This window comes from Streptomyces capillispiralis, from assembly GCF_007829875.1.
Taxonomy (GTDB): Bacteria; Actinomycetota; Actinomycetes; order Streptomycetales; family Streptomycetaceae; genus Streptomyces; species Streptomyces capillispiralis.
On sequence record NZ_VIWV01000001.1, the window covers coordinates 6,248,898 to 6,275,778 of the forward strand.

The following is a 26,881-nucleotide window of genomic DNA, read 5'->3' on the forward strand; positions in this document are numbered from 1 at the left end:
AAAAAGGGGGGACGGGACGTCGAAGGCGGCGGCTCAGAGCTTGCCGCCGCGCCCGCCGTCGCGCCGCGGCGGCGCGATCAGCGTCGAGAGATACGGCAGCGGCGCCCCGTCCAGCTCCGCCGCCGGCCGGACCGCCTCCTCCGGCAGCCCGAGCGCCGACCCCCACACGGCGTCGTCGAGCCGCCCGGTCTCCCGCAGCGCCTCGGCCACCTCGCCCGCCTGCCGCCCGAACTTGTACGCCACGACGGTCCCCGGACCGGCGAGCGCGTCCTTGAGCACGGCGGCCCCTGCGGTCACCGGCACCAGCGTCAGCGGCTCGGTCCCCTCGGTGAGCACCGCCCCCGAACGCGCCGCCAGGTCCTGCATCGCGGTGATTCCCGGCACGGTCTCCACGACCGTCCCCGGCACCGACTCCGCGACCGTCTGGGCGAGATAGGTGAACGTCGAGTACACGTTGGGGTCGCCGATCGTCGCGAACGCGACGGACCCGGTATCCCGCAGCAGCGCGGCGACCCGCTCACCGGCGGCGTCCCAGGCGGCCTCGCGGCGCGCCCGGTCGGTGCGCTCGTTCAGCGCGAACACCACCCGGACGACCTTCTCGGCGGGCACGTAGTGCAGCACGGTCGCCTCGGCCCGCCCCCGCTCCCCGGTGTCCATCACCGGTACGACGACGACCTCGGCCGCCCGCAGGGCGTTCACGCCCTTCACGGTCACCAGCTCCGGGTCCCCGGGACCGACCCCGACCCCGACCAGCCTGCTGCTCATGACGTCCGGCACCTCTCCACGAACCGACGGGCGACACCGGGCTCGGACGCCCAGTGCGTGTGCAGATAACTCGCGTGCACACCGCGCTCCACAAATCCCTCGACGCGCCGCTCCGGCGCCCGCACCCCCCACGCGGGAGCGGCCCCCGCGCCCGGCTCCACCACCGTCCGGTGGAACTCGTGCCCCCGCATCCGCGTCCCCGCGCCGGCCAGCACGCTGTCGCTCACGGCCACCGCGTCCCGGTAGCCGAGGGTCAGCCGCTCCGACATCCGCGCGGTGGCGTCTAGCACCCCGCACATCGGCATGCCGTCCAGCTCCCGGCTCAGGTACAGCAGCCCCGCGCACTCGGCGGCCACGGGAGCGCCGCTCAGGGCCAGCTCGGCGACGGACTTCCGCAGGCCCTCGTTGGCCGACAGCTCGGCGGCGTACACCTCGGGGAACCCGCCGCCGATGACCAGCCCGCCGGTCCCCTCGGGCAGTTCCCCGTCCCGCAGCGGATCGAAGACGACGACCTCGGCCCCGGCGGCGGACAGCAGCTCGGAGTGCTCGGCGTAGGAGAAGGTGAACGCCGCCCCGCCGGCGACGGCGACCCGCTTCGGCCCGCCCCGCGCCTCCGGGGCCTCGCGTACGTCCCGAACCGAGGAGGCCAGGACCTCGTCCGCGTCCCACTCCGCGCAGGACAGCGCACCGGCCCCTCGCGCCAGCCCGACCAGCGCCTCCAGATCGCACCCGTCGGTCACCTGCGCGGCCATCGCCGCGACCGCCTCCACCGCCCGCGAACCCCGCTCGGCGACCGGAACCAGCCCCAGGTGCCGGGACGGCACGCCGGCCTGCGGCGCCCGCCGCAACACCCCCAGCACCGGCACCCCGACGGAGTCCACGGCCTCCCGCAGCAACGCCTCGTGCCGGTCCGAGCCGACCTTGTTCAGGATCACGCCGCCGATCCGCACCTCCGGGTCCCAGCTCACGAACCCGTGCACCAGCGCCGCCACCGACCGCGACTGCGACGAGGCGTCCACGACCAGCACCACCGGCGCCCCGAGCAGCTTGGCGACCTGGGCGGTGGACGCCAGCTCACCCTCCCCGGCGGCCCCGTCGTACAGCCCCATCACCCCTTCGACCACGGCGATGTCACACCCCCGCGCCCCGTGCAGGAACAGCGGGGCGAGCAGCTCCGGGCCGCACAGGTACGCGTCGAGGTTGCGCCCCGGCCGCCCGGTGGCCAGCGCGTGGTACCCGGGGTCGATGTAGTCGGGCCCGACCTTGTGCGGGGACACGGCGAGCCCCCGCCCGGCGAGCGCGGCCATCAGCCCCGTGGCGACGGTGGTCTTGCCGCTGCCCGAGGAGGGCGCGGCGACGACCAGCCGGGGGACGGCGCAGTTCACCACTCGATGCCCCTCTGGCCCTTCTGCCCGGCGTCCATGGGGTGCTTCACCTTGGACATGTCGGTCACCAGGTCCGCGAACTCCACCAGCTGCTCCGGCGCGGTCCGCCCGGTGATCACCACGTGCTGGGTGCCCGGCCGGTCCCGCAGCACGGACACCACCTCGTCGGTGTCCACCCACCCCCAGTGCATCGGGTAGGCGAACTCGTCCAGCACGTACAGCCGGTACGTCTCGGCGGCCAGGTCGCGCTTGACCTGCTCCCAGCCCTCGCGCGCCTTCTCCTCGTTCGTCGAGTTGTCACCCTGGAGGCCGCGCTGGACCCAGGACCAGCCCTCGCCCATCTTGTGCCAGTCGACGGTGCCGCCCTCGCCGGAGGCGCCGAGCACCCGCAGCGCGTTCTCCTCGCCGACCTTCCACTTCGCCGACTTGACGAACTGGAACACCCCGATCGGCCACCCCTGGTTCCACGCCCGAAGCGCCAGCCCGAACGCGGCCGTCGACTTCCCCTTGCCCACGCCCGTGTGCACCACGACCAGCGGACGATTCCGCCGCTGACGGGTCGTCAGACCGTCGTCCGGTACGACACTCGGCTGTCCCTGCGGCACTACGCGGCCCTCCTCGACGTTCCCTGCACATCCCTGACCAGCCCGGCGATCGAGTCCGCCCGCAGCTCGTCCAGCGTCACCGCGGTGCCGCCCAGCCCACCGGCCAGCCGCCCGGCGAGCCCCAGCCGCACCGGCCCCGACTCGCAGTCCACGACCACCGAGGCGACCCCCTCGGCCGCGAACAGCCCCGCCGCGCGCCCGGCCAGCGCCACCGGCTCCGGCCCACCGGTCGCCCGTCCGTCCGTCACCACGACCAGGAGCGGACGGCGCGCGGGATCCCGCAGCCGCTCCACCCGCAGCACGCTGTGCGCCTTGAGCAGCCCGGCCGCCAGCGGGGTGCGCCCACCGGTCGGCAGCGACTCCAGCCGGACCGCCGCCGCGTCCACCGACGACGTCGGCGGCAGCGCCACCTCGGCCCCCGACCCGCGGAACGTCACCAGACCCACCTTGTCCCGCCGCTGGTAGGCGTCCAGCAGCAACGACAGCACGGCACCCTTCACCGCGCCCATCCGCTGCCGCGCCGCCATCGACCCGGAGGCGTCCACCACGAACAGCACGAGGTTCGCCTCGCGCCCCTCCCGCGTCGCCTGCCGCAGGTCGTCCCGGCGCACCACCAGGCCCGGGCCGCTGCGGCCCCGCGCCCGCTGGTGCGGTGCCGCGGCCTGGACGGTGGCGGCCAGGTGCAGCTTGGTCAGCGCGCCGTTCGGGCGCCGCGCCCCGGTCGTCCGCCCGTGCTCGGTCCGCGCCCGGGACCGCCGCCCGGCGGCCCCCTCACCGATCCCGGGGACGCTCAGCACCTTCGTGCGGAACGGCTCGGCGGCACCCACGGGGGACCGCTCACCGGAACCGGCCCCGGCCGGCTGCGAAGGACCGGACTCCTCGGCCTCGGCCGGCGTCCCCGCGTCCCCGTCACTGTCCGGCCCCTCCGCGGGCGGCTGTCCGCCACCCCCGTCGGGCCCGTCCGGCCCCTCCGGATCGGTGTCGGGGTCGTCGTCGCCCCCGAACTCCTCCAGCGTCTCGTCGAGCTTGTCCTCGTCCAGACCGGGAGCGTCGAAGGGGTTGCGCCTGCGCCGGTGCGGCAGCGCCAGCAGCGCCGCCTGCCGCACGTCCTCGGCGAGCACCTCCGTCCGCCCCGCCCAGGCGGCCAGCGCGGTCGCCGTGCGCGCCATCACGATGTCGGCCCGCATGCCGTCCACCTCGAACGCCGCGCAGGTCGCCGCGATCTGCCGCAGCGCCCCGTCCCCGAGCCGCACCGACGGCAGCAGCGCCCGCGCCGCCACGATCCGCGCCCGTACGGCGGCCTCCTCGCCGGCCCACCGCGCGGCGAAGCCGGCCGGGTCGTCGTCGTACGCCAGCCGGCGCCGCACGACCTCCACCCGCTGGTCGGGCTCCCGCGAGGCCGCCACCTCGACGGTCAGCCCGAACCGGTCGAGCAGCTGCGGCCGCAGCTCGCCCTCCTCCGGGTTCATGGTGCCGACGAGCAGGAAACGCGCCGCGTGCCGCACGGAGACGCCCTCGCGCTCGACGTACGAGGCGCCCATCGCGGCCGCGTCCAGCAGCAGGTCGACCAGGTGGTCGTGGAGCAGGTTGACCTCGTCGACGTAGAGGATGCCCCGGTGCGCGTCGGCGAGCAGGCCCGGCTCGAAGGCCTTCACGCCCTCGGACAGCGCCCGCTCGATGTCGAGGGCGCCGACCAGCCGGTCCTCGGAGGCGCCGACGGGCAGCTCGACCATGCGGGCGGGCCGTGCGGCACCGCCACCGGTCTCGTGCGGCCCGTCCGGGCAGGCCGGGTCCGGGGCCGAGGGGTCGCAGGAGAACCGGCAGCCGGACACCACGGCGACCTCCGGCAGCAGCGCCGAAAGCGCCCGCACCGCCGTCGACTTCGCCGTGCCCTTCTCACCGCGCACCAGCACACCGCCGACCGCCGGGGAGACCGCGTTCAGCAGCAGCGCGAGCCGCAGGTCGTCCTGTCCGACGACGGCCGTGAACGGAAAGGGGGTGGTCACTGGTCGTCGCCCTCCAGGTCGCCTTCGAGTTCCAGGTAGGTGGCGCGCAGCCGCTCCAGCGTCTCCGCGTCCGGCTCCGCCCACAGCCCGCGGTCCGCCGCCTCCAGCAGCCGCTCGGTGATGCCGCGCAGCGCCCACGGGTTGGACTTCTTCATGAAGTCCCGGTTCTCCGGGGCGAAGACGTACTCCGCGCTGAGCTTCTCGTACATCCAGTCGTCCACGACCCCGGCGGTGGCGTCGTACCCGAAGAGGTAGTCCACGGTCGCCGCCATCTCGAAGGCGCCCTTGTAGCCGTGCCGGCGCATCGCCGCCATCCAGCGCGGGTTGACCACGCGGGCCCGGAACACGCGGTGCGTCTCCTCGCCGAGCGTGCGGGTCCTCACCTGGTCCGGGGTCGCCGAGTCGCCGACGTACGCCTCCGGGCTCGCGCCCGTCAGGTGCCGCACCATGGCGACCATGCCGCCGTGGTACTGGAAGTAGTCGTCCGCGTCGACGAGGTCGTGTTCACGCGTGTCGACGTTCTTCGCCGCCACCGCGATCCGCCGGAACGCCGTCTCCATGTCCCCGCGCGCCGCCCGCCCGTCGAGCCCGCGCCCGTAGGCGTAGCCGCCCCACACCGCGTACACCTCGGCGAGGTCGGCGTCGGAGCGCCAGTTCCGGGCGTCGATCAGCGGCAGCAGACCCGCCCCGTACGCGCCCGGCTTGGAGCCGAAGACGCGGGCCGTGGCCCGGCGCCGGTCGCCGTGCTCGGCGGTGTCCTCGTCCGCATGCGCCCGTACGTAGTTGGCATCGGCCGGCTCGTCCAGCTCCGCCACCGCCCGCACCGCGTCGTCGATCAGCCCCACCACGTGCGGGAAGGCGTCCCGGAAGAACCCGGAGATGCGGACCGTCACGTCGATGCGCGGCCGGCCCAGCTCCTCCAGCCCGACCACCTCGAACCCGGTCACCCGGCGCGACGCGTCGTCCCACACCGGGCGGCAGCCCAGCAGCGCCAGGATCTCGGCGATGTCGTCGCCCTGGGTGCGCATCGCGGACGTGCCCCACACCGTCAGCCCGACGGACTTCGGGTAGTCGCCCGTGTCCCGCAGATACCGCTGCACCAGCGACTCGGCGAGCGACTGCCCGACCTCCCAGCTCAGCCGGGACGGGATGGCCTTCGGGTCGACGGAGTAGAAGTTCCGCCCCGTCGGCAGCACGTTGACCAGGCCGCGCGTGGGCGAGCCCGACGGGCCCGCCGGGACGTACCCGCCGTCCAGCGCCCGCAGGATGTGCCCGATCTCGTCGGTCGTGCGCGCGAGCCGCGGCACGACCTCGGTGCACGCGAACTCCACCACGGCGACCGCCGCGGGCAGTTCGGCGCCCAGCACCTCCCGGACCAGCCCGGCGCCTTCGCCGGCCGTCCAGCCGCGTTCCTCCATGCCCTCCGCGATCCGCCGGCACAACCGCTCCAGCAGGTCGATCGCGTCGGCGCCGGTGCGCGCCGGGCCGTCCACCAGGTCGGTCAGCTCCACCGGCACCTTCACCGGCGCGCCCGGCGCGGCCAGCAGGTCCTTCTCCACCAGCCCGAAGTGCTCGGCCAGCGAGGCCCGCAGCCCCGGCAGCGCGTTCGCCTGCCCGCCCCACACCTGCGAGGCGCGCAGCACCGCCAGCACCAGGTTCACGCGCGGTTCGCCGACCGGGCCGCCGCCGAGGATGTGCAGACCGTCGCGGATCTGCACGTCCTTGATCTCGCACAGATAGCCGTCGATGTGCATGACGAACTCGTCGAAGGCGTCGTCGTCCGGCTGGTCGTCCACGTGCAGGTCGTGGTGGAGCTCGGCGGCCTTCACCAGGGTCCAGATCTGCGCGCGCACCGCCGGTGCCTTCGCCGGGTCGAGGTCGGAGACCAGCGCGTACTCGTCGAGCAGCTGCTCCAGCTTCGCCAGGTCGCCGTAGGTGTCGGCGCGGGCCATCGGCGGCACCAGGTGGTCGACCACCGTGGCGTGGCCGCGCCGCTTGGCCTGGGTGCCCTCACCGGGGTCGTTGACGATGAACGGGTAGATCAGCGGCAGGTCGCCGAGGACCGCGTCCGGCGCGCAGCCGCCCGACAGGCCCAGCCCCTTGCCCGGCAGCCACTCCATCGTGCCGTGCTTGCCCATGTGCACGATCGCGTCGGCGCCGAAGCCCCCCTGCGATGGTGCGGCCTCCAGCCACCGGTAGGCCGCCATGTAGTGGTGGGACGGCGGCATGTCGGGGTCGTGGTAGATCGCGATCGGGTTCTCGCCGAAGCCGCGCGGCGGCTGGATCATCACGACGACGTTCCCGAACTGCAGCGACGCCAGCACGATGTCGTCGCCGTCGACGTACAGCGAGCCCGGCGGCTCGCCCCACGCCTCCGTCATCGCCCCGCGCAGCTCCGGGTCCAGCTTCTCGAACCACGCCCGGTAGTCCGCCAGCGGCACCCGCGCGGGCGCGGCGGCCAGCTGGTCCTCCGTCAGCCACTCCACGTCGTGGCCGCCGGCCTCGATCAGCCGGTGGATCAGCTCGTCGCCGTTGTCCGGGTAGCCGTCGACGCCGTATCCGGCGTCCCGCAGCGCGTCGAGGACCCGGACGGCGGACGCCGGGGTGTCGAGGCCCACCGCGTTGCCGACGCGCGAGTGCTTCGTCGGGTAGGCGGTGAAGACCAGGGCGAGCCTCTTGTCGGCGTTCGGCTTGTGCGCGAGCCGGGCGTGGCGTACGGCGATGCCGGCCACCCGCGCGGCCCGCTCCGGGTCGGCGACGTACACCGGGACGTCGTCCGGGCCCTGCTCCTTGAAGGAGAAGGGGACCGTGACGAGCCGGCCGTCGAACTCGGGGATGGCGACCTGCATCGCGGCGTCCATGGGGGACAGGGCGGCGTCGGAGGCGTCCCACGCGGCCCGCGACGAGGTGAGGCAGAGCCCTTGCAGCACCGGCACGTTCAGGTCGGCGAGCGCCCCGACGTCCCAGGCCTCCTCGTCACCGCCGGCCGACGCCTGCGAGGCGTGCGTGCCGCCGGCCGCCAGCACGGTGGCGACCAGGGCGTCGGCCCGCCCCAGGATCTCGTACAGCCCCTCCTCCGCGCCGCGCAGCGAACCGCAGTACACCGGCAGGGCGTTGGCACCGTGGGCCTCGATCGCGTCGCACAGGGTGTCCACGAAGGCGGTGTTGCCGCTGAGTTCGTGCGCGCGGTAGAAGAGCACGCCGACGGTGGGCCGGCCCTCGGCCGCGGTCCGCTCGCCGTGCACCCCGTACTCGGGCATCTTCCGCGGCCCGTCGAAGCCCTCGCCGGTCAGCAGCACGGTGTCCGACAGGAACCGCGCCAGTTCGGTCAGGTTCTCCGGGCCGCCCTCGACGAGGTAGCGCAGCGCCTCGGCCACCACACCGGCCGGCACCGACGACTCGGCCATCAGCTCCGCGTCCGGCACCGTCTCGCCGCCGAGCAGCACGGTCGGGATCCCGGACGCCTTCAGCGCCGCGAGGCCGTCCTCCCAGGCGCGCTTGCCGCCCAGCAGGCGGACGACGGCGAGGTCCGCGCCGTCGAGCAGCGCGGGCAGCTCCTCCGCCACGTCCACCCGGGTCGGGTTGCCGATCCGGTAGGAGGCACCGGAGGCGGCCCGGGCCGCCAGCAGATCGGTGTCGGCGGTCGACAACAACAACACAGTGCTCATGCGGGCGCTCCCGGTGGAATGAAAGGCAGTCCTTGCGGCGCGCCGGACTCGATGAGCCGCCACAGCGCGTCCGTGTCCGCGTGCTGTTCGATCAGGTCGCCGAGCCGGTCGAGCTGCTGCTCGCGCAGCGCGGCGAACGAGGTGCCGGGGGCCGGTACGAAGCGGCGCCCCGCGGCGGCGGCGACCTCGCGCAGGAAGGCGCGCCGGAAGCCGTCCGACTCCAGCGAGCCGTGCCAGTGCGTGCCCCAGGTCTGGCCGACCCGGCAGCCGTCGAGGAACGGCTCACCGCCCGTGACCTCGGCGACCCCGTGGTGGATCTCGTACCCCTCGACGGGCTCCCCGAGGGCGTCGCCGGACGGCCGGGCGAGGGTCTTCTCGCGGGCGAACCGCACCCGTACGGGCAGGATGCCGAGCCCGTCCACATGCCCCGCGCGGCTCTCGACCTCGTCCTCGATGTGCTCCCCGAGGATCTGGAAGCCTCCGCAGATGCCGAGCACGGGCCGCCCCTCGGCCGCCCGCCGCTTCAGCGCGTCCGCGAGCCCGCGCTCCCGCAGCCACCGGAGCGCCCGCACGGTGCCGCGCGTCCCCGGTACGACGACGAGGTCGGCGTCGGCGAGTTCCTCGGGCCGGTCCACGAACCGCACCACGACGCCCGGTTCGGCGGCGAGCGCGTCGACGTCCGTGAAGTTGGACATCAGCGGCACCGCGCACACCGCGACCCGCAGGACGTCCTCGCCGGCCGGCGCGGCCACCTCCGACTCGCGCACGGCGCCGCGCAGCGACACGTTCAGACCGTCCTCCTCGTCGATGCCGAGGCCGTGCCGGAACGGCAGCACGCCGTAGGTCCGGCGTCCGGTCAGGCCGTGCAGCATCTCCAGACCCGGCTCCAGCAGCGAGACGTCGCCCCGGAACTTGTTCACCAGGAACCCGGCGACCAACTGCTGGTCCTCGCGGGACAGCAGGGCGACGGTGCCGAAGAACGACGCGAAGACGCCGCCCCGGTCGATGTCGCCGACGACGAGCACGGGCAGCCCGGCGTTCCTGGCGATGCCCATGTTGACGATGTCCGTCCGCCGCAGATTGATCTCGGCCGGACTGCCGGCCCCCTCGCAGATCACCGCGTCATACGTGCCCCGCAACTGCTCCAGACAGTCCAGCACCGTGCCCAGCAGCCGCTGCTGGCGCCCGCCGTGGTACCCGCGGGCGCTCAGCTCGCCGACCGGCCGGCCCAGCAGCACCACCTGGCTGGACTGCTCGCCGCCCGGCTTGAGCAGCACCGGGTTCATCAGCGCGGTCGGCTCGACGCGGCAGGCCTGGGCCTGCATCGCCTGCGCCCGCCCGATCTCGGCGCCCTCCCGGGTCACGAACGAGTTCAGCGACATGTTCTGCGCCTTGAACGGCGCGACCTTCACGCCCTGGCGCACCAGCCACCGGCAGATCCCGGCGGTCACCACGCTCTTGCCGGCGTCCGAGGTGGTCCCGGCGACCAGCAGACCCCCACCGCTCACGATGCACGTCCCTTCATGACGCTCCGCGCGAGGACGCCGGCCCCGAGCGCGAGCCAGCCGACCCGCCGCGAGAGCCGTACCGCCCGCTCGATGTCGGACACGGCCACGGCCCGGCCGCCGCCGTTGAGGGCGGGCCGGTGCTCGACCCGCCCGCCGTAGGAGAGGGTGCCGCCGAGCCGCACCCCGAGCGCGCCCGCGAAGGACGCCTCCACGGGACCGGCGTTGGGGCTCGGATGCCGGTGCGCGTCGGTCCGCCACGCCCGCACGGCACCGCGCGGGTCCGGTCCGGCGAGCGCGGCGAGTACGGCGGTCAGCCGCGCCCCGGGCCATCCGGCGACGTCGTCGAGGCGGGCGGAGGCCCAGCCGTAGCGGCGGTAGCGGGGGGACTTGTGGCCGACCATCGCGTCCAGGGTGTTGACGGCGCGGAAGCCCAGCAGGCCCGGCACCCCGGCGACGGCGCCCCACACCAGGGCGCCGACCACGGCGTCGGAGGTGTTCTCGGCGACGGACTCGACCACCGCGCGGGCGATCCCGTCGGCGTCCAGGGCCTGGGGGTCGCGGCCGCACAGGTGCGGCAGCCGGGCCCGGGCCGCCTCCACGTCCCCGGCCTCCAGCGCCGCGGCGACGGCACGGGCCTCCCGGGCCAGCGAGGTGCCGCCGACGACGGCCCAGGTGGCGACGCCGGTCAGGGCGACGGAGGCGGCGGGGGAGGAGCGCACGAGGCGTGCGGCAAGGCTTCCCAGCGCGACGGTCCCGCCGACGCACACGGCGGTGTGCACGGCGCCCCGGCCCCGGTCGTCCCGCCACAGCACTCGTTCCACGGCGGCCGCGGCCCGCCCGAAAGCGGCGACCGGGTGCCCGCGGCGGGGATCGCCGAGCAGCAGGTCGCCGAGGAGGCCGGCGGCGGCGCCGTACGCGAAGACGCGATCGGCACCCATGGGGTCAGCCGGCCGGTGTTCCGGAGGAGGGGGTGGCCCCGGGGAGGGGCGGGGCGTCGCTGATCGACCTCGACGGGCAGCCGCGCATGGCGTTGGGTCCTCACTCAGGGTGTCCGCGCCCTGGTTCGACGAGACCGGCGGTGAGAGTTCCTGGCTCCCGGGGTGTGCACCCCGGTGACAGTGGCGGGACCGCGCCGGATTCGCACCGGCTTCCTCTCCTGCCGCCGTATTGGCTGAGGCAGTCCACCACGGCCCCGGAAGGGCCGTCAACTTGCCGTTGACCTGCGGGGCTGAAGTGTGCTGAGGCCCACAGAGGGGTTCCGGTGGGTGACGGCGGGCGGGGTGCGCACACGCCGACGGGCGGTGCGGGTGCCGGGGCTCCCGCACCGCCCGTCGGACGGAGACGCTCGGGTGGTCAGGCCATGATCAGGTAGATCCCGTAGGCCACCGCCGCCGCGCACGCCGCGAAGCAGGCGTAGGCGCCGGTGACGGCCAGGGCCGCGGACCGGCCCTGGGCTGCGGCCCGCTCCTGGCGGGACAGACCGTTGATGCCGAGGGTGAACAGGGCCACCAGGGCCACGGTGACCACGAGGCTGACGCCGAACACGGAGCCGAGGGCCGCCCAGTCGATCTTCATGGTGCTCTTCTTCCTTCGTACCGGGGCGCGGTCAGACGGTGGTCTTGGCCTGCGGGGCCGCCGGGTCCGTGGACGCCGGGGCCGCGATGGAGGCGGCGAGTTCGTCGGTCACGGTGCCGGCCGGGGGCGGGGTGACGGCGGCGATCGCCTGGGTCACCACGCCGGAGGGCTCCTCGCCGGGGACGTCGTGGTCGTTGACGTTGGTGTGGTCGACGACCTCACGCCGGGAGATCTTCCAGATCGCCGCGCTGGAGGCGACCAGGAAGACGGCCACGAGGGCGGTGCCCCAGTCGCCGAAGCCGCAGACCCACTCGGCGAGCGCCGCGACCAGGGCCGCCGCGGGCAGGGTGAGGCCCCAGGCGATGAACATCCGGGTGGCCGTCGACCAGCGGACGACGCCGCCCCTGCGGCCCAGGCCCGCGCCCATCACGGAACCGGAAACGGAATGCGTGGTGGAGAGCGAGAAGCCGAGGTGCGAGGAGGCCAGGATGACCGTCGCGGCGCTGGTCTGGGCGGCGAAGCCCTGCTGCGGCTGGAGGTCGGTCAGGCCCTTGCCCATGGTGCGGATGATGCGCCAGCCGCCGAGGTAGGTGCCGAGCGCGATGGCGATGCCCGCGGAGAGGATGACCCACATGGGCGGGTCGGAGTCGGGGGCGAGGGTGCCGCCGGCGACCAGGGCGAGGGTGATGATGCCCATCGTCTTCTGGGCGTCGTTGGTGCCGTGGGCCAGCGAGACCAGGCCGGCGGAGGCGATCTGCCCGGCGCGGTAGCCCTTCTCGGAGGCCTTGCCGTCGGCCTTCCGGCCCAGGCGGTAGGTCAGCCGGGTGGCGAGCATCGCGGCGAGGCCGGCCACCAGCGGGGCGGCGATCGCGGGGATGAGGACCTTGGTGACGAGGACGTCGCCGTGCACCGCGCCGAAGCCGGCGGAGGCGACGGTGGCGCCGATCAGGCCGCCCATGAGGGCGTGCGAGGAGCTGGACGGCAGACCGACCAGCCACGTCAGCAGGTTCCAGAGGATCGCGCCGACCAACGCGGCGAAGATGACCTCGGGACGGATGCCGGCCTCGTCGACGAGGCCCTTGGAGATCGTGTTGGCGACCTCCACCGAGAGGAAGGCGCCGACAAGGTTCAGCACGGCGGACATGGCCACCGCGACCTTGGGCTTGAGCGCACCGGTCGAAATGGTCGTTGCCATCGCGTTCGCGGTGTCGTGGAAACCGTTCGTGAAATCGAACGCGAGTGCGGTTACCACCACAATCGCGAGGATCAGCGAGAAGCCTTCCATTTACCCAGGCAATCGTTCGAGGTCATTGGCTGGTCGACCGTAGGTAACCAGGGTGAACGGAAGATGAACTGGAATGGGCGTCGTGGTGACCGTAAAAGGGGGTCGCCGCTCCGCCGGATGGCGGGGGTCGCCCGCCGTGCCCCTGGGCTGCCCCGTGCCCGGCGGGGCGGGCGCCCGCGGCGCACCGCTTCAGCCGATCGAGTGAGCCGTGGAAGAGATTCCGGTCACTCGGGAGGGTGCCCGCGCCGCGCGGCGGGCCGGCCGGCCCGGCGGGACCCCTGGTGCCGCCGGGCGCAGCGGGGGTCGCGGTAGGTGGTGGCCTCGGTCGCCTCGACGTGGACGAAGCGGGCGCCCGCGGCCTCGGCGGACGGCCGGTCCACGCCCTTCTGGCGCGACGGCCGACGGCCGGCGGACGGCGGACGCGCAGGCGGGGCCGACGGCCTGCCTGGCAGGATCGCGGCATGGCTGAGCAGCGGCGGGGCGGACGGGAAGCGGGGGACGCCGGGGGTGGCGCCCGGGGCGTGGGGGACGCGCGGGGGAGGCGTGTGCCCGAGGAGGAGGCGCGCGCCTGGGCGGACCTCGTCGAGACCGCGCGCCGGACCGTCGCCGACGGGCTCGTCGTGGGCACCTCCGGCAACGTCTCGGTGCGGGTCGGCGACACGGTCCTGGTCACTCCGTCGGGAGTGCCGTACGACCGGCTGACGCCGGACGACGTGACCGGTGTCGACCTCACCGGCCGGCAGGTCCTCGGCTCGCTGGTGCCGACCAGTGAGCTGCCCCTGCACCTCGCGGTCTACCGCACCACCGGCGCGCGCGCCGTGGTGCACACGCACGCCGTGCACGCGACGGCCGTCTCCACGCTCGTCGACGAGCTGCCGCTGATCCACTACATGGCCGCGGCACTGGGCGGCCCCGTCCGGGTCGCCCGCTATGCGACGTACGGCACCGACGAGCTGGCCGGGAACATGCTCCGCGCCCTCGACGGCCGCACCGGCTGCCTCCTGCAGAACCACGGCACCGTCACCCACGGCACGACCCTCGCCCAGGCCTACGACCGCACGGCCCAGCTGGAGTGGATGTGCCGCGTCTGGCTGACCGCCTCCTCGGTCCCGGGCCTGTCCCCGCGCCTGCTGACCCCGGAGCAGCTGACGGAGGTGGGCGAGCGCCTGCGGGGGTACGGGCAGCGGGGCTGACGGCGGGGGCCGGAACCAGCGCCCGGACGGCCGCGACCCGGGGGCGTGCGGGCGGGCGTGCGGGCGCCGGCGCCGCGCGGGTGCCCACTGGCCGGTCGTGCCGTCCGACAGGACACTGGAGAACGTGCGCACTGCCAGAGCGACGGCCGCTGCCGTCACCGCCGTGATAGGGGCCGGTGCCGCCGCGGTGGCCGCCGGCCGGTTCGCCAGCGACGCCGCCCTCCGGATGCCCCCGGGCAGACCCCTGCCCACCGAACCCCGCCTCACCGTGCACTCCACCGCGGCCGGCCGGGTCAGCCTCACCCGGGACCTCGCCGCCCTGCGCCCCGGCCGCTACGGCCTCGCCGGTGACGGCTTCCACGCGGTCGTCGGACCCGTGCGGGACGACACCGTGCACAGCGCCGACACCGTCGTCCGCAGCCTGGAGTGCGTCACCCACGGCACCCTCGAACCCGGCGACCGCGCCTGGTTCACCCCCAACCTGTACGTGGGCGACCCCCGCACGGCCCTCGGCCTCGACCACACCGACCTCGACATCCCCGGGGAACTCGGCTCCCTGCCCGCCTGGTTCGTGCCGGCCGCCCGGGACACCTGGGTGATCGCCGTCCACGGCATCGGCACCACCCGGGAACACACCATGAACCTCATGGAGGTCCTGCACCGTCACCGCTTCCCGGTGCTCGCCCCCGCCCACCGGGGCGACCCCGGCGCACCCCGCTCCCCGGACGGCCTCCACCACCTCGGCGAGACCGAGTGGCGCGATCTCGACGCGGCGATGCACCACGCCGTGCGCGCGGGCGCCCGGCAGGTCGTCCTGTACGGCTGGTCCACCGGCGCCACCATGGCGCTGCGCGCCGCCGCCCGCTCCGACGTCCGCGCCCACGTCGCCGGGCTCGTCCTGGACTCCCCGGTGCTCGACTGGGAGGCGACCCTGCGCGCCCTCGCCGCGGCCGGCCGCACCCCGGGCGTCCTGCTGCCGCTCGCCGTCCGCGCCGCCCAGGGCCGCACGGGCCTGTACGGCGACCGCAGCCCCGGCGCCGTCCACCTGGACCGGGTCGCCGTCCCCACGCAGATCTTCCACGGCCCCGACGACACGGTCGCCCCCTGGCGCTTCTCCCGCCGCCTCGCCGCCGACCACCCGAACACCATCACCCTGCACACCGTCGCGGACGCTCCCCACGCCGCCATGTGGAACGCCGACCCGCAGGCCTACGAAGAGGCCCTGAGGCGCTTCCTCACCCCGTTGATGTGACCGTGCCCCCGAACGGCCCACGGCCGGTGCCGAGGATTCCGTTTATCGCCGTACCAGTGGCCTGATTCCCTCCCTCCGACCGCGTCCGGGGCCGCCGCGCGGGCCGCTCCCGGGCCCTCGTCCGCATTCCGTTTGGGTTTTCGGACCGTCAACCGGAAGACTGCACCCGTGACGTCCCGTATCCCGCGCGACTCCAGGCTTCGACTTGTCCGCCCGCGACCCCTGGCCGCCGCCCCCGCAGCGATCAACCAGCGGCGCCCGCGCCGCCCCGCGCCGCGCCCCCCGGAGGGCACCCCCGCACCGGCGGAGCTGGCCAGAATGGCACGCTCCGGTCTGGCCGCCGCGGCCCGCGTCGCCCGCTGGGCCGACGCCGCCCTCGGCCCCGGCGGGGACAGCGCCACCACCGACGGCAAGGCCACCCTCTCCGACGCGACCGCCGAACGGGCGGCCCACGCCCTCGGGCTGACCGTCGCTCAGGTCCGCGCCGACTGGGACACCGCCCGGCTGGCCGGCCTCATCGAGGTGCACGGCGACAGCGCCCGCCCCGGCTGGCGGCTGCGCGCCTGGGACCGTGACGACAGCGCCGTGCTGCGCGGCTGGGTCGCCCTCTGCGACGCCTGGTCGCTGGCCCACCCGGAGCCCGAGGAGTACGAGCACGCCGCCGTCGCCGAGGTCGTCACGGCCATGCCGCAGGTGCTCTCCTTCCTCCAGCTGTCCGCCGGCCCGGTCCCGGTGCCCCAGCTCCTCGACCTGCTGCAGCAGCGCGTCACCGAGCTCCGTACGGAGCGCTGCGAGATCGACTACGCCCCGCAGCCCGAGGCGGCCGACGCCGAGGCGCCCGCGGCCGACGCCTCCGCAGCCTCCGACGGCCCGTCCGGGACCCCGCTCCAGCGGCCGCGCCCCGCGCCGCCCGAGCCGGCCGCCGCCGACGCCCCGCTCGCACCGCTGCTCGACTGGGCCCTCGAAGCCCTCGCCTCCGTCGGCGCCCTCACCTACGGCGACGGGCAGGCCACCCTCACCCCGCTGGGCAGCTGGGCGGTGTGGGTCAAGCTGGAGCAGATCTGCGTCGCCGCGCAGAGCCCCGCCGGGAACATCGAGCAGGGCGCCGAGGACATGCTGCGCGGCTGCGCCCAGCTGCGCCCCAACGCCGCCCGCGCCGAGTACCGCGCCTGGCTCGCCGCCCGCCCGGTCGGCAGCGCCGTCACCGAGCTGATCGCCGCCGCCCGCGGCGAGGACGCCCTGCTGCGCGGCCTCGCCTTCGAGGCGCTGCGCGTCGTGGGCGCCCCCGCCGAGCCCGAGGTGCGCGCCGCCCTCGACGAGCCGACGTTGCGCCCCTACGCCCTGCTGTGGCTCGCCGAGCACGACGGCGCCGACCCCGAGGACGCCCACGAGGTCCTCACCCGTCAGGAGGCGACCTGGCTGTGGGTGGACACCGCCGCCGCCGTCGCCGACCACGGTGAGGCCCCGCTGCTGGTCCGGCACCTGGAGTCCGCGGTGCAGCCGACCGTCCCCGCGCTGCTCCAGGAGGTGCGCGCGGTCGGCCACCCGCGCACCGTGCAGGTCCTGGTCGCCCTCGCCGCCGCGCACCCCGACCCGGCGCTGGCCAAGGCCGTCCGCCGGGCCGCCTTCCAGGTGCACACCGGCGGCTGAACCCCGGGCTCCTCAGACCCCGGTGCCGGTCTCGGGCGCGTAGGTGCCGAAGCTCCAGACGTTGCCCTCGAGGTCCCGGGCCATGTAGTCCCGGGAGCCGTGATCCTGGTCCGTCGGGGGCAGCAGGATCTCCGCGCCCTGCTCCGCAGCCCGCCGGTGGTGTGCGTCGACGTCGTCCACGACGACGTACACCCCGGCCGGACCCGCGCCCCTCATCGCCGTGTCGAACACCCCGCCGCGCCCCTTCGAGCCCAGCATCACCGCCCCGTCGCCCTGCACCAGCTCGGCGTGCATCACGGTGCCGTCCTCGCTCTCGTACACCGACCGCTCGGTGAAGCCGAAGGCCTCCGTCAGCTGCCGGATCGCCGCCCTGGCGTCCGTGTAGAGCAGCGTCGGGAAGACGCTCGGACGTCCGCCGCCCGTGCCTGCCATGGCGATCACTCCCTCGTGTCCGGACCGGTGCACCGACTTCCGCACGCAGCAAAACCGCTTGCACGGCCCCGTTAGAATGGCTCGCATGGCCATTCTCCTCGCGCATTAGACGGCGGGAACGTCCTCAGCCGCCCACCGCCACCCAAACCGCCCCAGGAGTCTGTCCGTGATCTCCGCCTCCGGCATCGAGCTGCGCGCCGGTGCCCGCGTCCTCATCGAAAGCGCCACCTTCCGCGTCGCCAAGGGCGACCGCATCGGCCTGGTCGGCCGCAACGGCGCAGGCAAGACCACCCTCACCAAGGTCCTCGCCGGCCAGGGCATTCCGGCCGGCGGCACCGTCACCCGCTCCGGCGAGGTCGGCTACCTTCCCCAGGACCCCCGCACCGGCGACCTCGACGTCCTCGCCCGCGACCGCATCCTCTCCGCGCGCGGACTCGACGTCCTGCTCCGCAAGATGCGCGAGAACGAACAGCGCATCGCCAACGGCCAGGGCGCCACCCGCGAGAAGGCCCTGCGGCAGTACGAGCGCCAGGAGACCGAGTTCCTCACCAAGGGCGGGTACGCCGCCGAGGCCGAGGCCGCCACCATCGCCGCCGCGCTGAACCTGCCCGACCGGGTGCTCGGCCAGCCGCTGCACACCCTCTCCGGCGGTCAGCGCCGCCGCGTCGAACTGGCCCGCATCCTCTTCTCCGACGCGGACACCCTGCTGCTCGACGAGCCGACCAACCACCTCGACGCCGACTCGATCGTCTGGCTGCGCGACTACCTCAAGACCTACCGCGGCGGCTTCATCGTGATCTCCCACGACGTCGACCTGGTCGAGACGGTCGTCAACAAGGTGTTCTACCTGGACGCCAACCGCGCCACCATCGACGTCTACAACATGGGCTGGAGGCTCTACCAGCAGCAGCGCGAGGCCGACGAGAAGCGCCGCCGGCGCGAACGGCAGAACGCCGAGAAGAAGGCCGCCGCGCTCAACTCGCAGGCCGACAAGATGCGGGCCAAGGCCACCAAGACGGTCGCCGCGCAGAACATGGCCCGCCGCGCGGAGAAGCTGCTGGCCGGCCTCGAGGACGTCCGCCAGTCCGACAAGGTCGCCAAGCTGCGCTTCCCCGACCCCTCGCCCTGCGGCAAGACCCCGCTGATGGCCGAGGGCCTGTCGAAGTCGTACGGCTCCCTGGAGATCTTCACCGACGTCGACCTGGCCATCGACAAGGGCTCCCGGGTCGTCATCCTCGGCCTCAACGGCGCCGGCAAGACCACGCTGCTGCGCCTGCTCGGCGGGGTGGAGGAGCCCGACACCGGCAAGGTCGTCCCCGGCCACGGCCTCAAGCTCGGCTACTACGCCCAGGAGCACGAGACCCTCGACCCCGACCGCACCGTCCTGGAGAACATGCGCTCCGCCGCACCCGACATGGACCTCGTCGAGGTCCGCAAGGTGCTCGGCTCGTTCCTGTTCTCCGGCGACGACGTGGACAAGCCGGCCGGGGTGCTCTCCGGCGGCGAGAAGACCCGTCTGGCGCTCGCGACCCTCGTGGTGTCGTCGGCCAACGTGCTGCTGCTCGACGAGCCGACCAACAACCTCGACCCGGCCAGCCGCGAGGAGATCCTCGGCGCGCTGCGCACCTACAAGGGCGCGGTCGTCCTGGTCACCCACGACGAGGGAGCCGTCGAGGCGCTCCAGCCGGAGCGGATCATCCTCCTGCCGGACGGCGTCGAGGACCTGTGGGGCGCCGACTACGCGGATCTCGTCGCGCTCGCCTGACCGTGCCGGGCGGGGCTGCCCGTCGCGGGCAGCCCCGCACCCGAAACGGGCGCGTTCGGCCCCGAAGCGGTCAGCCGGGGTTGATCGAAGGCGTGATCCACTGCGTATGGATCATTCGGCTTAGCGGTGATCCATCATTCGTGTGAGATCTCCTCATCCCGAGGTGTGTCCTACACCGATGTCGCGGCCGAGCCCCCGGCGGACCGGGGCTCGGCCGCCACTCCTCTCTGACCTGGCACTTCGCGGGGGAACCCGATCGGAGGTACCGGCCGCACACTGCGGAATGACGGATTCCGTTTGTGGGGACGCGCTCCCGTCGTCACAACCTTGTCTCACCGACCTTGCCGAATGGGTGGCCATCGGGGCCGGGAGGGGTGATCATGAGGAGACCAGAGCGCACTTCCCATGAGGAGGCACGGGTGGCCGAGACTCTGAAGAAGGGCAGCCGGGTGACCGGCGCCGCGCGCGACAAGCTCGCGGCAGACCTGAAGAAGAAGTACGACGCCGGTGCGAGCATCCGGGCGTTGGCCGAGGAGACCGGCCGCTCGTATGGCTTCGTGCACCGCATGCTCAGCGAGTCGGGCGTCACGCTGCGAGGGCGTGGCGGGGCGACACGGGGCAAAAAGGCCCCTTCGGCCTGATCCCGGGCGCCCCGCGATCCCGATGGTGGCCACCCGGTCGGCCAAGTGACCGGCCGGGTGGTTACTGTGCAGTCACTTAGGTTGACCGCACCCATCGGAGGCGCCCCATGGCTTCGTCCGCCCAGGACCTCGGTCCGGTACTCGACAAGGACGGCGTACGGCTCACCGTCGACGACGCGATCGCCACGGTGACGCTGACCAACCCGGCCAAGCGCAACGCGCAGAGCCCCGCTCTGTGGCGCGCGCTGATCGAGGCGGGCCGGCTGCTGCCCGGATCCGTCCGGGTCGTGGTGTTGCGCGGGGAGGGCAAGTCCTTCTCCGCCGGACTCGACCGGCAGATGTTCACGCCCGAGGGAATCGAGGGCGAGCCGTCGTTCATCGACCTGGCGCGCCATGACGACGCCACGCTGGACGCGACCATCGCCGCGTTCCAGGAGGCGTTCACCTGGTGGCGGCGCAGCGACATCGTGTCCGTCGCGGCCGTGCAGGGGCACGCCATCGGGGCCGGGTTCCAGCTGGCGCTCGCCTGTGACCTGCGCGTCGTCGCGGACGACGTGCAGTTCGCCATGCGCGAGACCAGCCTCGGCCTCGTCCCCGACCTGGCGGGCACGCACCCGCTGGTCGGGCTCGTCGGCTACGCCCGCGCGCTGGAGATCTGCGCGACCGGGCGCTTCGTCACGGCCGAGGAGTCCGTGAGCACCGGCCTGGCCAACCTGGCCGTGCCCGCGGCCGAGCTGGACGCGACGGTCCGCGACCTCGCCGGGGCGCTGCTGGCGGCTCCCCGCGACGCCGTGATCGAGACCAAGGCCCTCCTGCGCGGTGCCCAGGACCGCACCTACGACGAGCAGCGCGCCGCCGAACGCGCCGCCCAGGCCCGCCGTCTGCGCGACCTGGCCGGCCTCGGCGAGTAGCACGCCCCCGGCTGCCCGGACCTCCCCGCCCCGCCGGTGCCGGTACCGAGAGGTACCCGCGCGGGCCGGGGACGGGTGAGCCGGTGCAGCGCCGGAACCTGCTCCTGGGCAGCCGTCCGACGGTCGGCCGGTCGCTCAGTCGAGCGCCGTGACCAGGACGGCCACCGTCGGGCGGTCCGGCAGCGCGGCCGCCACGGCCGAGCGGACCGCGCGGGCCACCTCCAGGGGCCGGGTGTCCGCCCGGACCGCGAGGTCCACCTGCGCGTGGCGGCGGGGCAGGGCGTACGCGCCCCGCCGCTCGGACAGGTGGACCGGCCGTCCCAGCGTGCCCGTCAGCCGGCTCACCCCCGGCACGCCGAGCACCACCCCCGCGACACGGCCCACCTCGGACTCCTCGAACTCCGCACCCGCCTCGTCCGCGCCCTCCCCCGCGGCCACACCGCGCGCATCCGGCAACCCCGCGCCTGCCGCCCGCGCATCCGGCGGTTCCGTGTCCGCCGCCCGGGGGCCCGGCGCCTGCGCGCTTGGCGGCTCCGTGCCTGCCTCCGCCGACGGTTCCGCGCCCGCCGCCCGCGAGTCCGGCAGCCCCGCGCCCGGCGCTCCCGTGCCCACCGCCGGCGCGCCCGGCGGCTCCGCGTCTTCCGCGTCCGCTCCGCCCGCAGCCCGCGCGCCCGATGGTTCCCCACCGGCCCCTGCGCCCGGCGCTCCCGCGCCCACAGCCCGCGCGCCCGGCGCTCCCGCGCCCACAGCCCGCGCGCCCGGCGCTCCCGCGCCCACAGCCCTCGCGCCCGGCGCTCCCGCGCCCACAGCCCCTGCGCCCGGCGCCTCCGCACCCGCCGGCGGCGCGCCTGGCGCGCCCGGCGGCTCCGCGCCCTCCGTCCCCGCCTCCAGCAGCTCCGTCGCCCGCAGGTCCACCTCGGTGACCGTCAGCCCGATCCGTTCCGCCGCCGCCTGGGCCAGTGCCGTGCGCAGGAGGGACGCCGTCACCGGCAGTGGCTGTGCCGCCGTCGCCGCGAACTCCGCGGTCAGCCGCAGCGGGCCCGGCGGCAGGGCGCTCGGCGGTGGCGGTACGACGGGCTCGTCCGCCTCCTCCGGGCCGGCCGGCCCGATCCGCAGGCGGCCGAGGCGTACGCCGGGCACGCCTCGAACCGCCGCGCCCCGCAGGACCGCCTCCACCGCCCGCTCCGCGATCCACGCGCCGTCACGCGCTTCCCCCAGGGGCAGGAACCTGCCCAGCCCCACCTGTTGCCGTACCGCTCGGGTCCACCGTTCCGCCGTCACTCCTCCAGCCTGCCGTATCCCTGGCGCGGGACGCGGCAACCGCGCATACCGTGGTCGAAGGGGACGATCGAAGGGACGAACGGCGATGACCGACATGACCGAGGGAGGCTCGGTGAGGGCCCCCGAATCCGAGAAGAACCTCCTGGAGACCACCTCGCGCAGGGGCCAGGGAACCCGGCGCGGCGGTGGTGACCCCGCGACGCGTGGCCGGACCACCATCTCCGACGGCGTCGTGGAGAAGATCGCCGGGCTGGCCGCACGGGACGTGCTCGGCGTGCACGCCATGGGCAGCGGACTGTCCCGGACCTTCGGAGCCGTACGCGACCGGGTGCCGGGCGGCTCGAAGTCGGTGACGCGCGGCGTGAAGGCCGAGGTCGGCGAGGTGCAGACCGCGCTCGACCTGGAGATCGTCGTCGACTACGGCGTGTCGATCGCCGACGTCGCCCGGGACGTGCGGGAGAACGTCGTCGCGGCGGTGGAGCGGATGACCGGCCTGGAAGTGGTCGAGGTCAACATCGCGGTGAGTGACGTGAAGTTGCCCGACGAGGAGGACGAGGAGCCGGAGAGCCGCCTCCAGTGAGGCTCGACGAGCGGAGGAGCGCACGATGAACATGGCCGTGGTCGGCATGATCGCCGGCATGGCGCTGGGCTTCGCCGGATACTTCGGCGGCTTCGGGGCCTTCCTGCTGGTGGCGGCCCTGGGCGCCGTCGGGTTCGTCGCCGGACGGTTCCTCGAGGGGGACCTGCAACTCGGCGACTTCTTCCGCCCGCGTGACGAACGGCGGCGGTGACGACGGTGAGCACGGGCACCGCTGAGCTCGGCGGGAGTCCGGCCGCCGTCGCGCCGGCCGAACGCGGGGCGACCAGGATCGCCGACCGGGTGGTCGCGAAGATCGCCTCGCAGGCCGCCCGCGAGGCGATCGGGCCGCCGCCACCGGGCGCCGCGCCCCCGCACGCCACCGTGGTCGTCCGCCACGACGCCGCCCGCATCCGGGTGCACGTCGAACTGGACTACCCCGGCGACATCGGCGGCCGCTGCGGACAGGTACGCCGTCAAGTGGCCGACCGGGTGCGCGCCTTGGCGGGCATGCACGTTCCGGAGGTCGTGGTCCGGGTGGAACGCCTGCACCTGGCGGCCGCGTTCGGCGGGGCGCGAGGGAGGACCCGATGAGTGCACCACAGGGCACCGGGGACGCCGCCCCGGGCACGGTCATGGAGCAGGGCCCGCCGCCCGCGGACGCGACCGTCGGCGGATCCGGCGGGCGCCGGCGCTTCTGGTCGGCCCGCCGCGTCCCCGCCGGCCTGCTCGCACTGGTGATCCTGGTGGTCGCGGGCGCGTTCCTGTACGACATTGCCGCGGTGCGCGCCCACCGGACCGCCATGGGCTGGCGCCGCGACCTGGCCCGGCACCTGGCCGAGCGGCACCTGGACGACACCTGGGTGCTGACCGGCGCCGCCCTCGCCGCCGCGCTCGGGCTCTGGCTGCTGCTGCTCGCCCTGACGCCGGGTCTGCGCTCCCTGCTCCCGATGCGCCGCACCCGTCCCGACGTCCGCGCGGGACTGCACCGGGACGCCGCCGCGACGGCGCTGCGGGACCGCGCCATGGAGGTGGCCGGCGTGCGGACGGTGCGGGTCCGGGTGACGCGCGCCCGGGCCGACGTCCGCGCGGTGTCGCACTTCCGCGCACTGGACGACGTACGGGCCGATCTGGACGCGGTGCTCGGCGACGCGGTCCGGGGGCTGGGCCTGGCCCGGCCGCCCTCGCTGTCGCTGCGGGTGCGGCGGCCCGGCCGGAAGGGGCGGTAGCCGTGCTCAGAGCTGTCAACCGCGTACTGCTCGCGCTCGGGGGGCTGGTGCTGACCGCCCTCGGCGGGTCCGTGCTGGCGATCGGTCTCGGGGCGCCGGCGCCCTCCTGGTGGCTGCACCACGGGCGGCACGACGTACTGCTGAACGAGGCCGAGCGGACCCGGTGGCGGGACGCCGGCTGGTGGTGGCCGGCCGTCCTCGCCGCGCTCGCCGTCCTCGTCCTGCTCTGCCTGTGGTGGCTGGTCGCGGTGGTGCGCCGGCGGCGACTGGCCGAGGTGCTGGTCGACACCGGCGACGGCGAGGGCGCGGCGCTGCGCGGCCGGGCCCTCGAACACGTCCTCGCCGAGGAGGCGAACCACCTGGACGGCGTCGAGCGGGCGCACGTCCTGCTCACCGGCCGCCGCGGCACACCGAGAACCCGGGTGCTGCTCCTGCTCCAGCCCCACGTCGACCCCGGGACCGCCCTGCACGCCCTCACCACCGGCCCGCTCACCCACGCCCGCGACTCCGCGGGCCTGGCGGACCTGCCGGCCGAGGTACGCCTGCACGGCGTCAGGCACCGCGCGGAACGCGTCACCTGACCCACGGGGCCGTCAGAACCCGTGCCGTACCCCGCCGTCCACCGGGAGCATCACGCCCGACACGTAGGACGCCGCCGGGGACAGCAGGAACGCGGCCGTGCGCCCGAACTCCTGAGGGGTGCCGTAACGGCGCAGCGGGATGCGGGACTCGGCGGCCCGACGGGTGGCCTCCGGGTCGGCGGACAGGGAGTCCAGCTCACGCACCCGGTCGGTGTCGATGCGGCCGGGCAGCACTCCGACGACGCGGATGCCGCGCGGACCCAGTTCGTCCGCGAGGGACTTGGCGAAGCCCGCCAGGCCCGGACGCAGACCGTTGGAGATGGTCAGCCCGGGAATCGGCTCGTGCACCGAGCCGGACAGCACGAAGCCGATGACCCCGCCCTCGCCCAGCTCCGCCGCCGCGGCCCGGGCCATCCGCACCGCGCCCAGGAACACCGACTCGAACGCCGACCGCCACTGCTCGTCGGTGGTGTCGGCGACGAACCCCGGCGGCGGACCGCCCACACTGACGAGCATGCCGTCGAAGCGGCCGAACCGCTCCCGCGCGGTGGCGATCAGCCGGGCGGGCGCCTCCGGGTCGGCGTTGTCGACGGCCACGCCCACCGCGTGCGGCCCCAGCGCGGACACCGCCTCGGCGACGGCCTCCTCCTCCCGCCCCGTGACGACCACCTTCGCGCCGTCGGCGACCAGCTCCCGCGCGGAGGCGTTGCCCAGCCCGCGGGTCGCCCCGGTGACCACGTACACCCGGTCCTTCAGTCCAAGATCCATGGCCCCTATCCTGCCTCCTCGTCCCCGAACAGGGCGAGGGCGGTGTTCACCAGCCCGATGTGACTGAACGCCTGCGGGAAGTTCCCCAGCAGCCGCCCGCCCACCGGGTCGTACTCCTCCGCCAGCAGACCCACGTCGTTGGCCAGCCCCAGCAGCCGCTCGAACAGCTCCCGTGCCTCCCGGTGCCGGCCGGTCAGGTGCAGGGCCTCGGCCAGCCAGAACGAGCACACCAGGAACGTGCCCTCCTGCCCGGGCAGCCCGTCGACGGTGCCGGCGTCCGTGGTGTAGCGGCGCAGCAGCCCGTCCTGCCCCAGCTCCGCGCGGACCGCCTCGATGGTGCCCAGCACCCGGGGATCGTCGGGCGGCAGGAAACCGACCCGGGGCATCACCAGCAGCGCCGCGTCCAGCTCGCGCGAGCCGTAGGACTGCGTGAAGGTGTTCCGCTCCGCGTCGTACCCCTTCTCGCACACCTCCCGGTGCACCTCCTCGCGCAGCTGACGCCAGCCGTCGAGGTCCCCGTCGAAGTCCGGGTGCTCCTCCAGCGTGCGCACCGCGCGGTCGGCCGCCACCCACACCATCACCTTGGAGTGCACGAAGTGCCGCCGCCCGCCGCGCACCTCCCACAGCCCCTCGTCCGGCTGCCGCCAGGCCGTGCGCAGGAAGTCCATCAGCACCGTCTGCAGCGCCCACACGTCGTGCTGGGGGGACAGCCCCGATCGCCGGCCCAGCGCCAGGGAGTTCATGACCTCGCCGTACACGTCCAGCTGGAGCTGGTTCACGGCGTCGTTGCCGATCCGTACGGGCGTGGCGCCGCCGAAGCCGGACAGCCACGGCAGCTCGAACTCCGGCAGCCGCCGCTCGCCCGCGAGCCCGTACATGATCTGCAGGTCCGCCGGATCGCCGGCGACCGCGCGCAGCAGCCAGTTCCGCCACGCCTCCGCCTCCTCCCGGTACCCGGCGGCCAGCAGCGCGTTCAGGGTCAGCGTGGAGTCGCGCAGCCAGCAGAAGCGGTAGTCCCAGTTGCGCACCCCGCCCGGCTCCTCCGGCAGTGAGGTGGTCGGCGCGGCCACGATGCCCCCGGTGGGGGCGTAGGTGAGCGCCTTCAGCGTGATCAGCGAGCGGACGACCGCGTCCCGGTGCGGGCCGCTGTAGCGGCACTTGGCCGCCCAGGCACGCCAGTCCGCGACGCTGTGCCGCAGCGAGGAGTACGGGTCGACCAGCGGGGGCCGCGGCTCGTGCGAGGGGTGCCACGTGAGCACGAACGCGACCCGCTCGCCCTCCTCCACCGTGAACTCCGAGACGGTAGCCAGGTCCTCGCCCCAGGTGGGCACCTCCGGCACGCTGCGCAGCCACGCCGAGTCCGGCCCGGCCACCGCCACCCGGTGCCCGTCGGCCCGGCGCACCCAGGGCACCACCGAGCCGTAGTCGAAGCGCAGCCGCAGCGTGCTGCGCACGGTCACCCTGCCGCGCAGGCCCTGCACGATCCGCACCAGATCGGGTGCGCGGTCGCGCTGCGGCATCAGGTCGGTGACCCGCACCGCCCCCTCGGCGGTCTCCCACTCGGTGTCCAGGACCAGGGTGTCCTCACGGTAGGAGCGGCGGACGCACCGGTCCGCGCCGGCCGGGGCGATGCGCCAGCTGCCGTTGCTGTCGTCCCCGAGCAGCCGCGCGAAGCAGGCCGCCGAGTCGAAGCGGGGCAGGCAGAGCCAGTCGACCGAGCCGTCCGCACCCACCAGGGCCGCGGTCTGTTCGTCGCCGATGAGCGCGTAGTCCTCGATGCGGTGCACGGGGTGCGGGTTCCCTG

The 26,881-nt window shown here is 74.8% G+C and carries 25 protein-coding genes and 1 riboswitch; of the genes, 11 read left to right on the forward strand and 14 right to left on the reverse strand.

All coding sequences use genetic code 11. The annotated features are described in order from the left end of the window. Positions 1 to 33: 33 nt before the first annotated feature. From cobI to FHX78_RS36925, 10 genes are all read right to left on the reverse strand, one after another. Positions 34 to 765 (reverse strand): precorrin-2 C(20)-methyltransferase, encoded by a 732-nt coding sequence (cobI, locus tag FHX78_RS27255; RefSeq protein ID WP_145870049.1) that lies wholly within the window; start codon positions 763 to 765, stop codon positions 34 to 36. Next, positions 762 to 2,153, reverse strand: coding sequence for a cobyrinic acid a,c-diamide synthase CobB (locus tag FHX78_RS27260; protein WP_145870050.1), 1,392 nt, complete (start codon positions 2,151 to 2,153; stop codon positions 762 to 764). Before FHX78_RS27260 ends, cobI begins: the two co-directional genes overlap by 4 nt. After that, on the reverse strand, positions 2,147 to 2,755 hold the full coding sequence (cobO, locus tag FHX78_RS27265; RefSeq protein ID WP_145870051.1) for a cob(I)yrinic acid a,c-diamide adenosyltransferase: 609 nt from the start codon (positions 2,753 to 2,755) through the stop codon (positions 2,147 to 2,149). The genes FHX78_RS27260 and cobO overlap by 7 nt, the downstream gene beginning before the upstream one ends. Continuing rightward, a complete protein-coding gene (locus tag FHX78_RS27270; RefSeq protein ID WP_145870052.1) occupies positions 2,755 to 4,761 on the reverse strand; it encodes a putative cobaltochelatase in 2,007 nt (668 codons plus the stop codon). The genes cobO and FHX78_RS27270 overlap by 1 nt, the downstream gene beginning before the upstream one ends. Then, positions 4,758 to 8,429 (reverse strand): cobaltochelatase subunit CobN, encoded by a 3,672-nt coding sequence (gene cobN / locus FHX78_RS27275; protein ID WP_145870053.1) that lies wholly within the window; start codon positions 8,427 to 8,429, stop codon positions 4,758 to 4,760. The genes FHX78_RS27270 and cobN overlap by 4 nt, the downstream gene beginning before the upstream one ends. Beyond that, positions 8,426 to 9,937, reverse strand: coding sequence for a cobyric acid synthase (locus FHX78_RS27280; protein ID WP_145870054.1), 1,512 nt, complete (start codon positions 9,935 to 9,937; stop codon positions 8,426 to 8,428). Before FHX78_RS27280 ends, cobN begins: the two co-directional genes overlap by 4 nt. Then, positions 9,934 to 10,875 (reverse strand): cobalamin biosynthesis protein, encoded by a 942-nt coding sequence (locus FHX78_RS27285; RefSeq protein WP_145870055.1) that lies wholly within the window; start codon positions 10,873 to 10,875, stop codon positions 9,934 to 9,936. The genes FHX78_RS27280 and FHX78_RS27285 overlap by 4 nt, the downstream gene beginning before the upstream one ends. A gap of 125 nt (positions 10,876 to 11,000) precedes the next feature. Continuing rightward, positions 11,001 to 11,138, reverse strand: a riboswitch (cobalamin riboswitch). A gap of 152 nt (positions 11,139 to 11,290) precedes the next feature. Next, positions 11,291 to 11,512: a hypothetical protein gene (locus FHX78_RS27290; protein ID WP_145870056.1), complete on the reverse strand. Its 222-nt coding sequence runs from the start codon at positions 11,510 to 11,512 to the stop codon at positions 11,291 to 11,293. 31 nt (positions 11,513 to 11,543) lie between these two features. Continuing rightward, the gene (locus tag FHX78_RS27295; protein ID WP_145870057.1) at positions 11,544 to 12,797 is read right to left on the reverse strand and encodes an inorganic phosphate transporter; all 1,254 of its coding nucleotides are present in this window, start codon (positions 12,795 to 12,797) and stop codon (positions 11,544 to 11,546) included. A gap of 224 nt (positions 12,798 to 13,021) precedes the next feature. Next, on the reverse strand, positions 13,022 to 13,177 hold the full coding sequence (locus FHX78_RS36925; protein ID WP_167531869.1) for a hypothetical protein: 156 nt from the start codon (positions 13,175 to 13,177) through the stop codon (positions 13,022 to 13,024). A gap of 81 nt (positions 13,178 to 13,258) precedes the next feature. Here FHX78_RS36925 and FHX78_RS27300 point away from each other — a divergent pair, with 81 nt between their 5' ends. The 3 genes from FHX78_RS27300 to FHX78_RS27310 all read left to right on the forward strand — a co-directional run bounded on the left by FHX78_RS27300 (position 13,259) and on the right by FHX78_RS27310 (position 16,892). Next, positions 13,259 to 13,990, forward strand: a complete 732-nt coding sequence (locus FHX78_RS27300; protein ID WP_145870058.1) for a class II aldolase/adducin family protein — start codon at positions 13,259 to 13,261, stop codon at positions 13,988 to 13,990. Between the two features lie 124 nt (positions 13,991 to 14,114). Continuing rightward, positions 14,115 to 15,242 (forward strand): alpha/beta hydrolase, encoded by a 1,128-nt coding sequence (locus tag FHX78_RS27305; RefSeq protein ID WP_145870059.1) that lies wholly within the window; start codon positions 14,115 to 14,117, stop codon positions 15,240 to 15,242. Positions 15,243 to 15,410: 168 nt separating this feature from the next. Beyond that, complete coding sequence (locus FHX78_RS27310; RefSeq protein WP_167531870.1) at positions 15,411 to 16,892, forward strand: hypothetical protein; 1,482 nt, start codon at positions 15,411 to 15,413, stop codon at positions 16,890 to 16,892. Between the two features lie 12 nt (positions 16,893 to 16,904). On the opposite strand, the gene FHX78_RS27315 is transcribed toward FHX78_RS27310, so the two are convergent. Further along, positions 16,905 to 17,324 carry a VOC family protein gene (locus FHX78_RS27315; RefSeq protein ID WP_145870060.1) on the reverse strand — a complete coding sequence of 140 codons (420 nt, stop codon included), beginning with the start codon at positions 17,322 to 17,324 and terminating at the stop codon, positions 16,905 to 16,907. Positions 17,325 to 17,490: 166 nt separating this feature from the next. Here FHX78_RS27315 and abc-f point away from each other — a divergent pair, with 166 nt between their 5' ends. From abc-f to FHX78_RS27330, 3 genes are all read left to right on the forward strand, one after another. Next, positions 17,491 to 19,089 carry a ribosomal protection-like ABC-F family protein gene (abc-f, locus tag FHX78_RS27320; RefSeq protein ID WP_145870061.1) on the forward strand — a complete coding sequence of 533 codons (1,599 nt, stop codon included), beginning with the start codon at positions 17,491 to 17,493 and terminating at the stop codon, positions 19,087 to 19,089. Between the two features lie 419 nt (positions 19,090 to 19,508). After that, complete coding sequence (locus FHX78_RS27325; protein ID WP_029385158.1) at positions 19,509 to 19,730, forward strand: helix-turn-helix domain-containing protein; 222 nt, start codon at positions 19,509 to 19,511, stop codon at positions 19,728 to 19,730. Between the two features lie 107 nt (positions 19,731 to 19,837). Next, on the forward strand, positions 19,838 to 20,641 hold the full coding sequence (locus tag FHX78_RS27330; protein ID WP_145870062.1) for an enoyl-CoA hydratase/isomerase family protein: 804 nt from the start codon (positions 19,838 to 19,840) through the stop codon (positions 20,639 to 20,641). A 135-nt stretch (positions 20,642 to 20,776) separates the two neighbouring features. On the opposite strand, the gene FHX78_RS38235 is transcribed toward FHX78_RS27330, so the two are convergent. Beyond that, a complete protein-coding gene (locus FHX78_RS38235) occupies positions 20,777 to 21,922 on the reverse strand; it encodes a hypothetical protein (protein ID WP_373313079.1) in 1,146 nt (381 codons plus the stop codon). Positions 21,923 to 22,007: 85 nt separating this feature from the next. On the opposite strand from FHX78_RS38235, the gene FHX78_RS27345 reads away from it, so the two are divergent. Genes FHX78_RS27345 through amaP form a run of 5 tightly spaced genes read left to right on the forward strand, consistent with a single transcriptional unit; the run spans position 22,008 to position 24,309 of the window. Continuing rightward, positions 22,008 to 22,502: an Asp23/Gls24 family envelope stress response protein gene (locus tag FHX78_RS27345; RefSeq protein ID WP_145870063.1), complete on the forward strand. Its 495-nt coding sequence runs from the start codon at positions 22,008 to 22,010 to the stop codon at positions 22,500 to 22,502. Positions 22,503 to 22,527: 25 nt separating this feature from the next. Then, entirely contained in the window at positions 22,528 to 22,713 is a 186-nt protein-coding gene (locus FHX78_RS27350) for a hypothetical protein (protein ID WP_145870064.1), read from the forward strand. Continuing rightward, entirely contained in the window at positions 22,710 to 23,093 is a 384-nt protein-coding gene (locus tag FHX78_RS27355; protein ID WP_145870065.1) for an Asp23/Gls24 family envelope stress response protein, read from the forward strand. The genes FHX78_RS27350 and FHX78_RS27355 overlap by 4 nt, the downstream gene beginning before the upstream one ends. Further along, a complete protein-coding gene (locus tag FHX78_RS27360; RefSeq protein WP_189908681.1) occupies positions 23,090 to 23,728 on the forward strand; it encodes a DUF6286 domain-containing protein in 639 nt (212 codons plus the stop codon). Before FHX78_RS27355 ends, FHX78_RS27360 begins: the two co-directional genes overlap by 4 nt. 2 nt (positions 23,729 to 23,730) lie before the next feature. Next, positions 23,731 to 24,309, forward strand: coding sequence for an alkaline shock response membrane anchor protein AmaP (amaP, locus tag FHX78_RS27365; RefSeq protein ID WP_145870066.1), 579 nt, complete (start codon positions 23,731 to 23,733; stop codon positions 24,307 to 24,309). 12 nt (positions 24,310 to 24,321) lie between these two features. On the opposite strand, the gene FHX78_RS27370 is transcribed toward amaP, so the two are convergent. Beyond that, positions 24,322 to 25,077, reverse strand: coding sequence for an SDR family oxidoreductase (locus tag FHX78_RS27370; protein WP_145870067.1), 756 nt, complete (start codon positions 25,075 to 25,077; stop codon positions 24,322 to 24,324). A gap of 5 nt (positions 25,078 to 25,082) precedes the next feature. After that, complete coding sequence (locus FHX78_RS27375; RefSeq protein WP_145870068.1) at positions 25,083 to 26,864, reverse strand: glycoside hydrolase family 15 protein; 1,782 nt, start codon at positions 26,862 to 26,864, stop codon at positions 25,083 to 25,085. Positions 26,865 to 26,881: the final 17 nt, after the last annotated feature.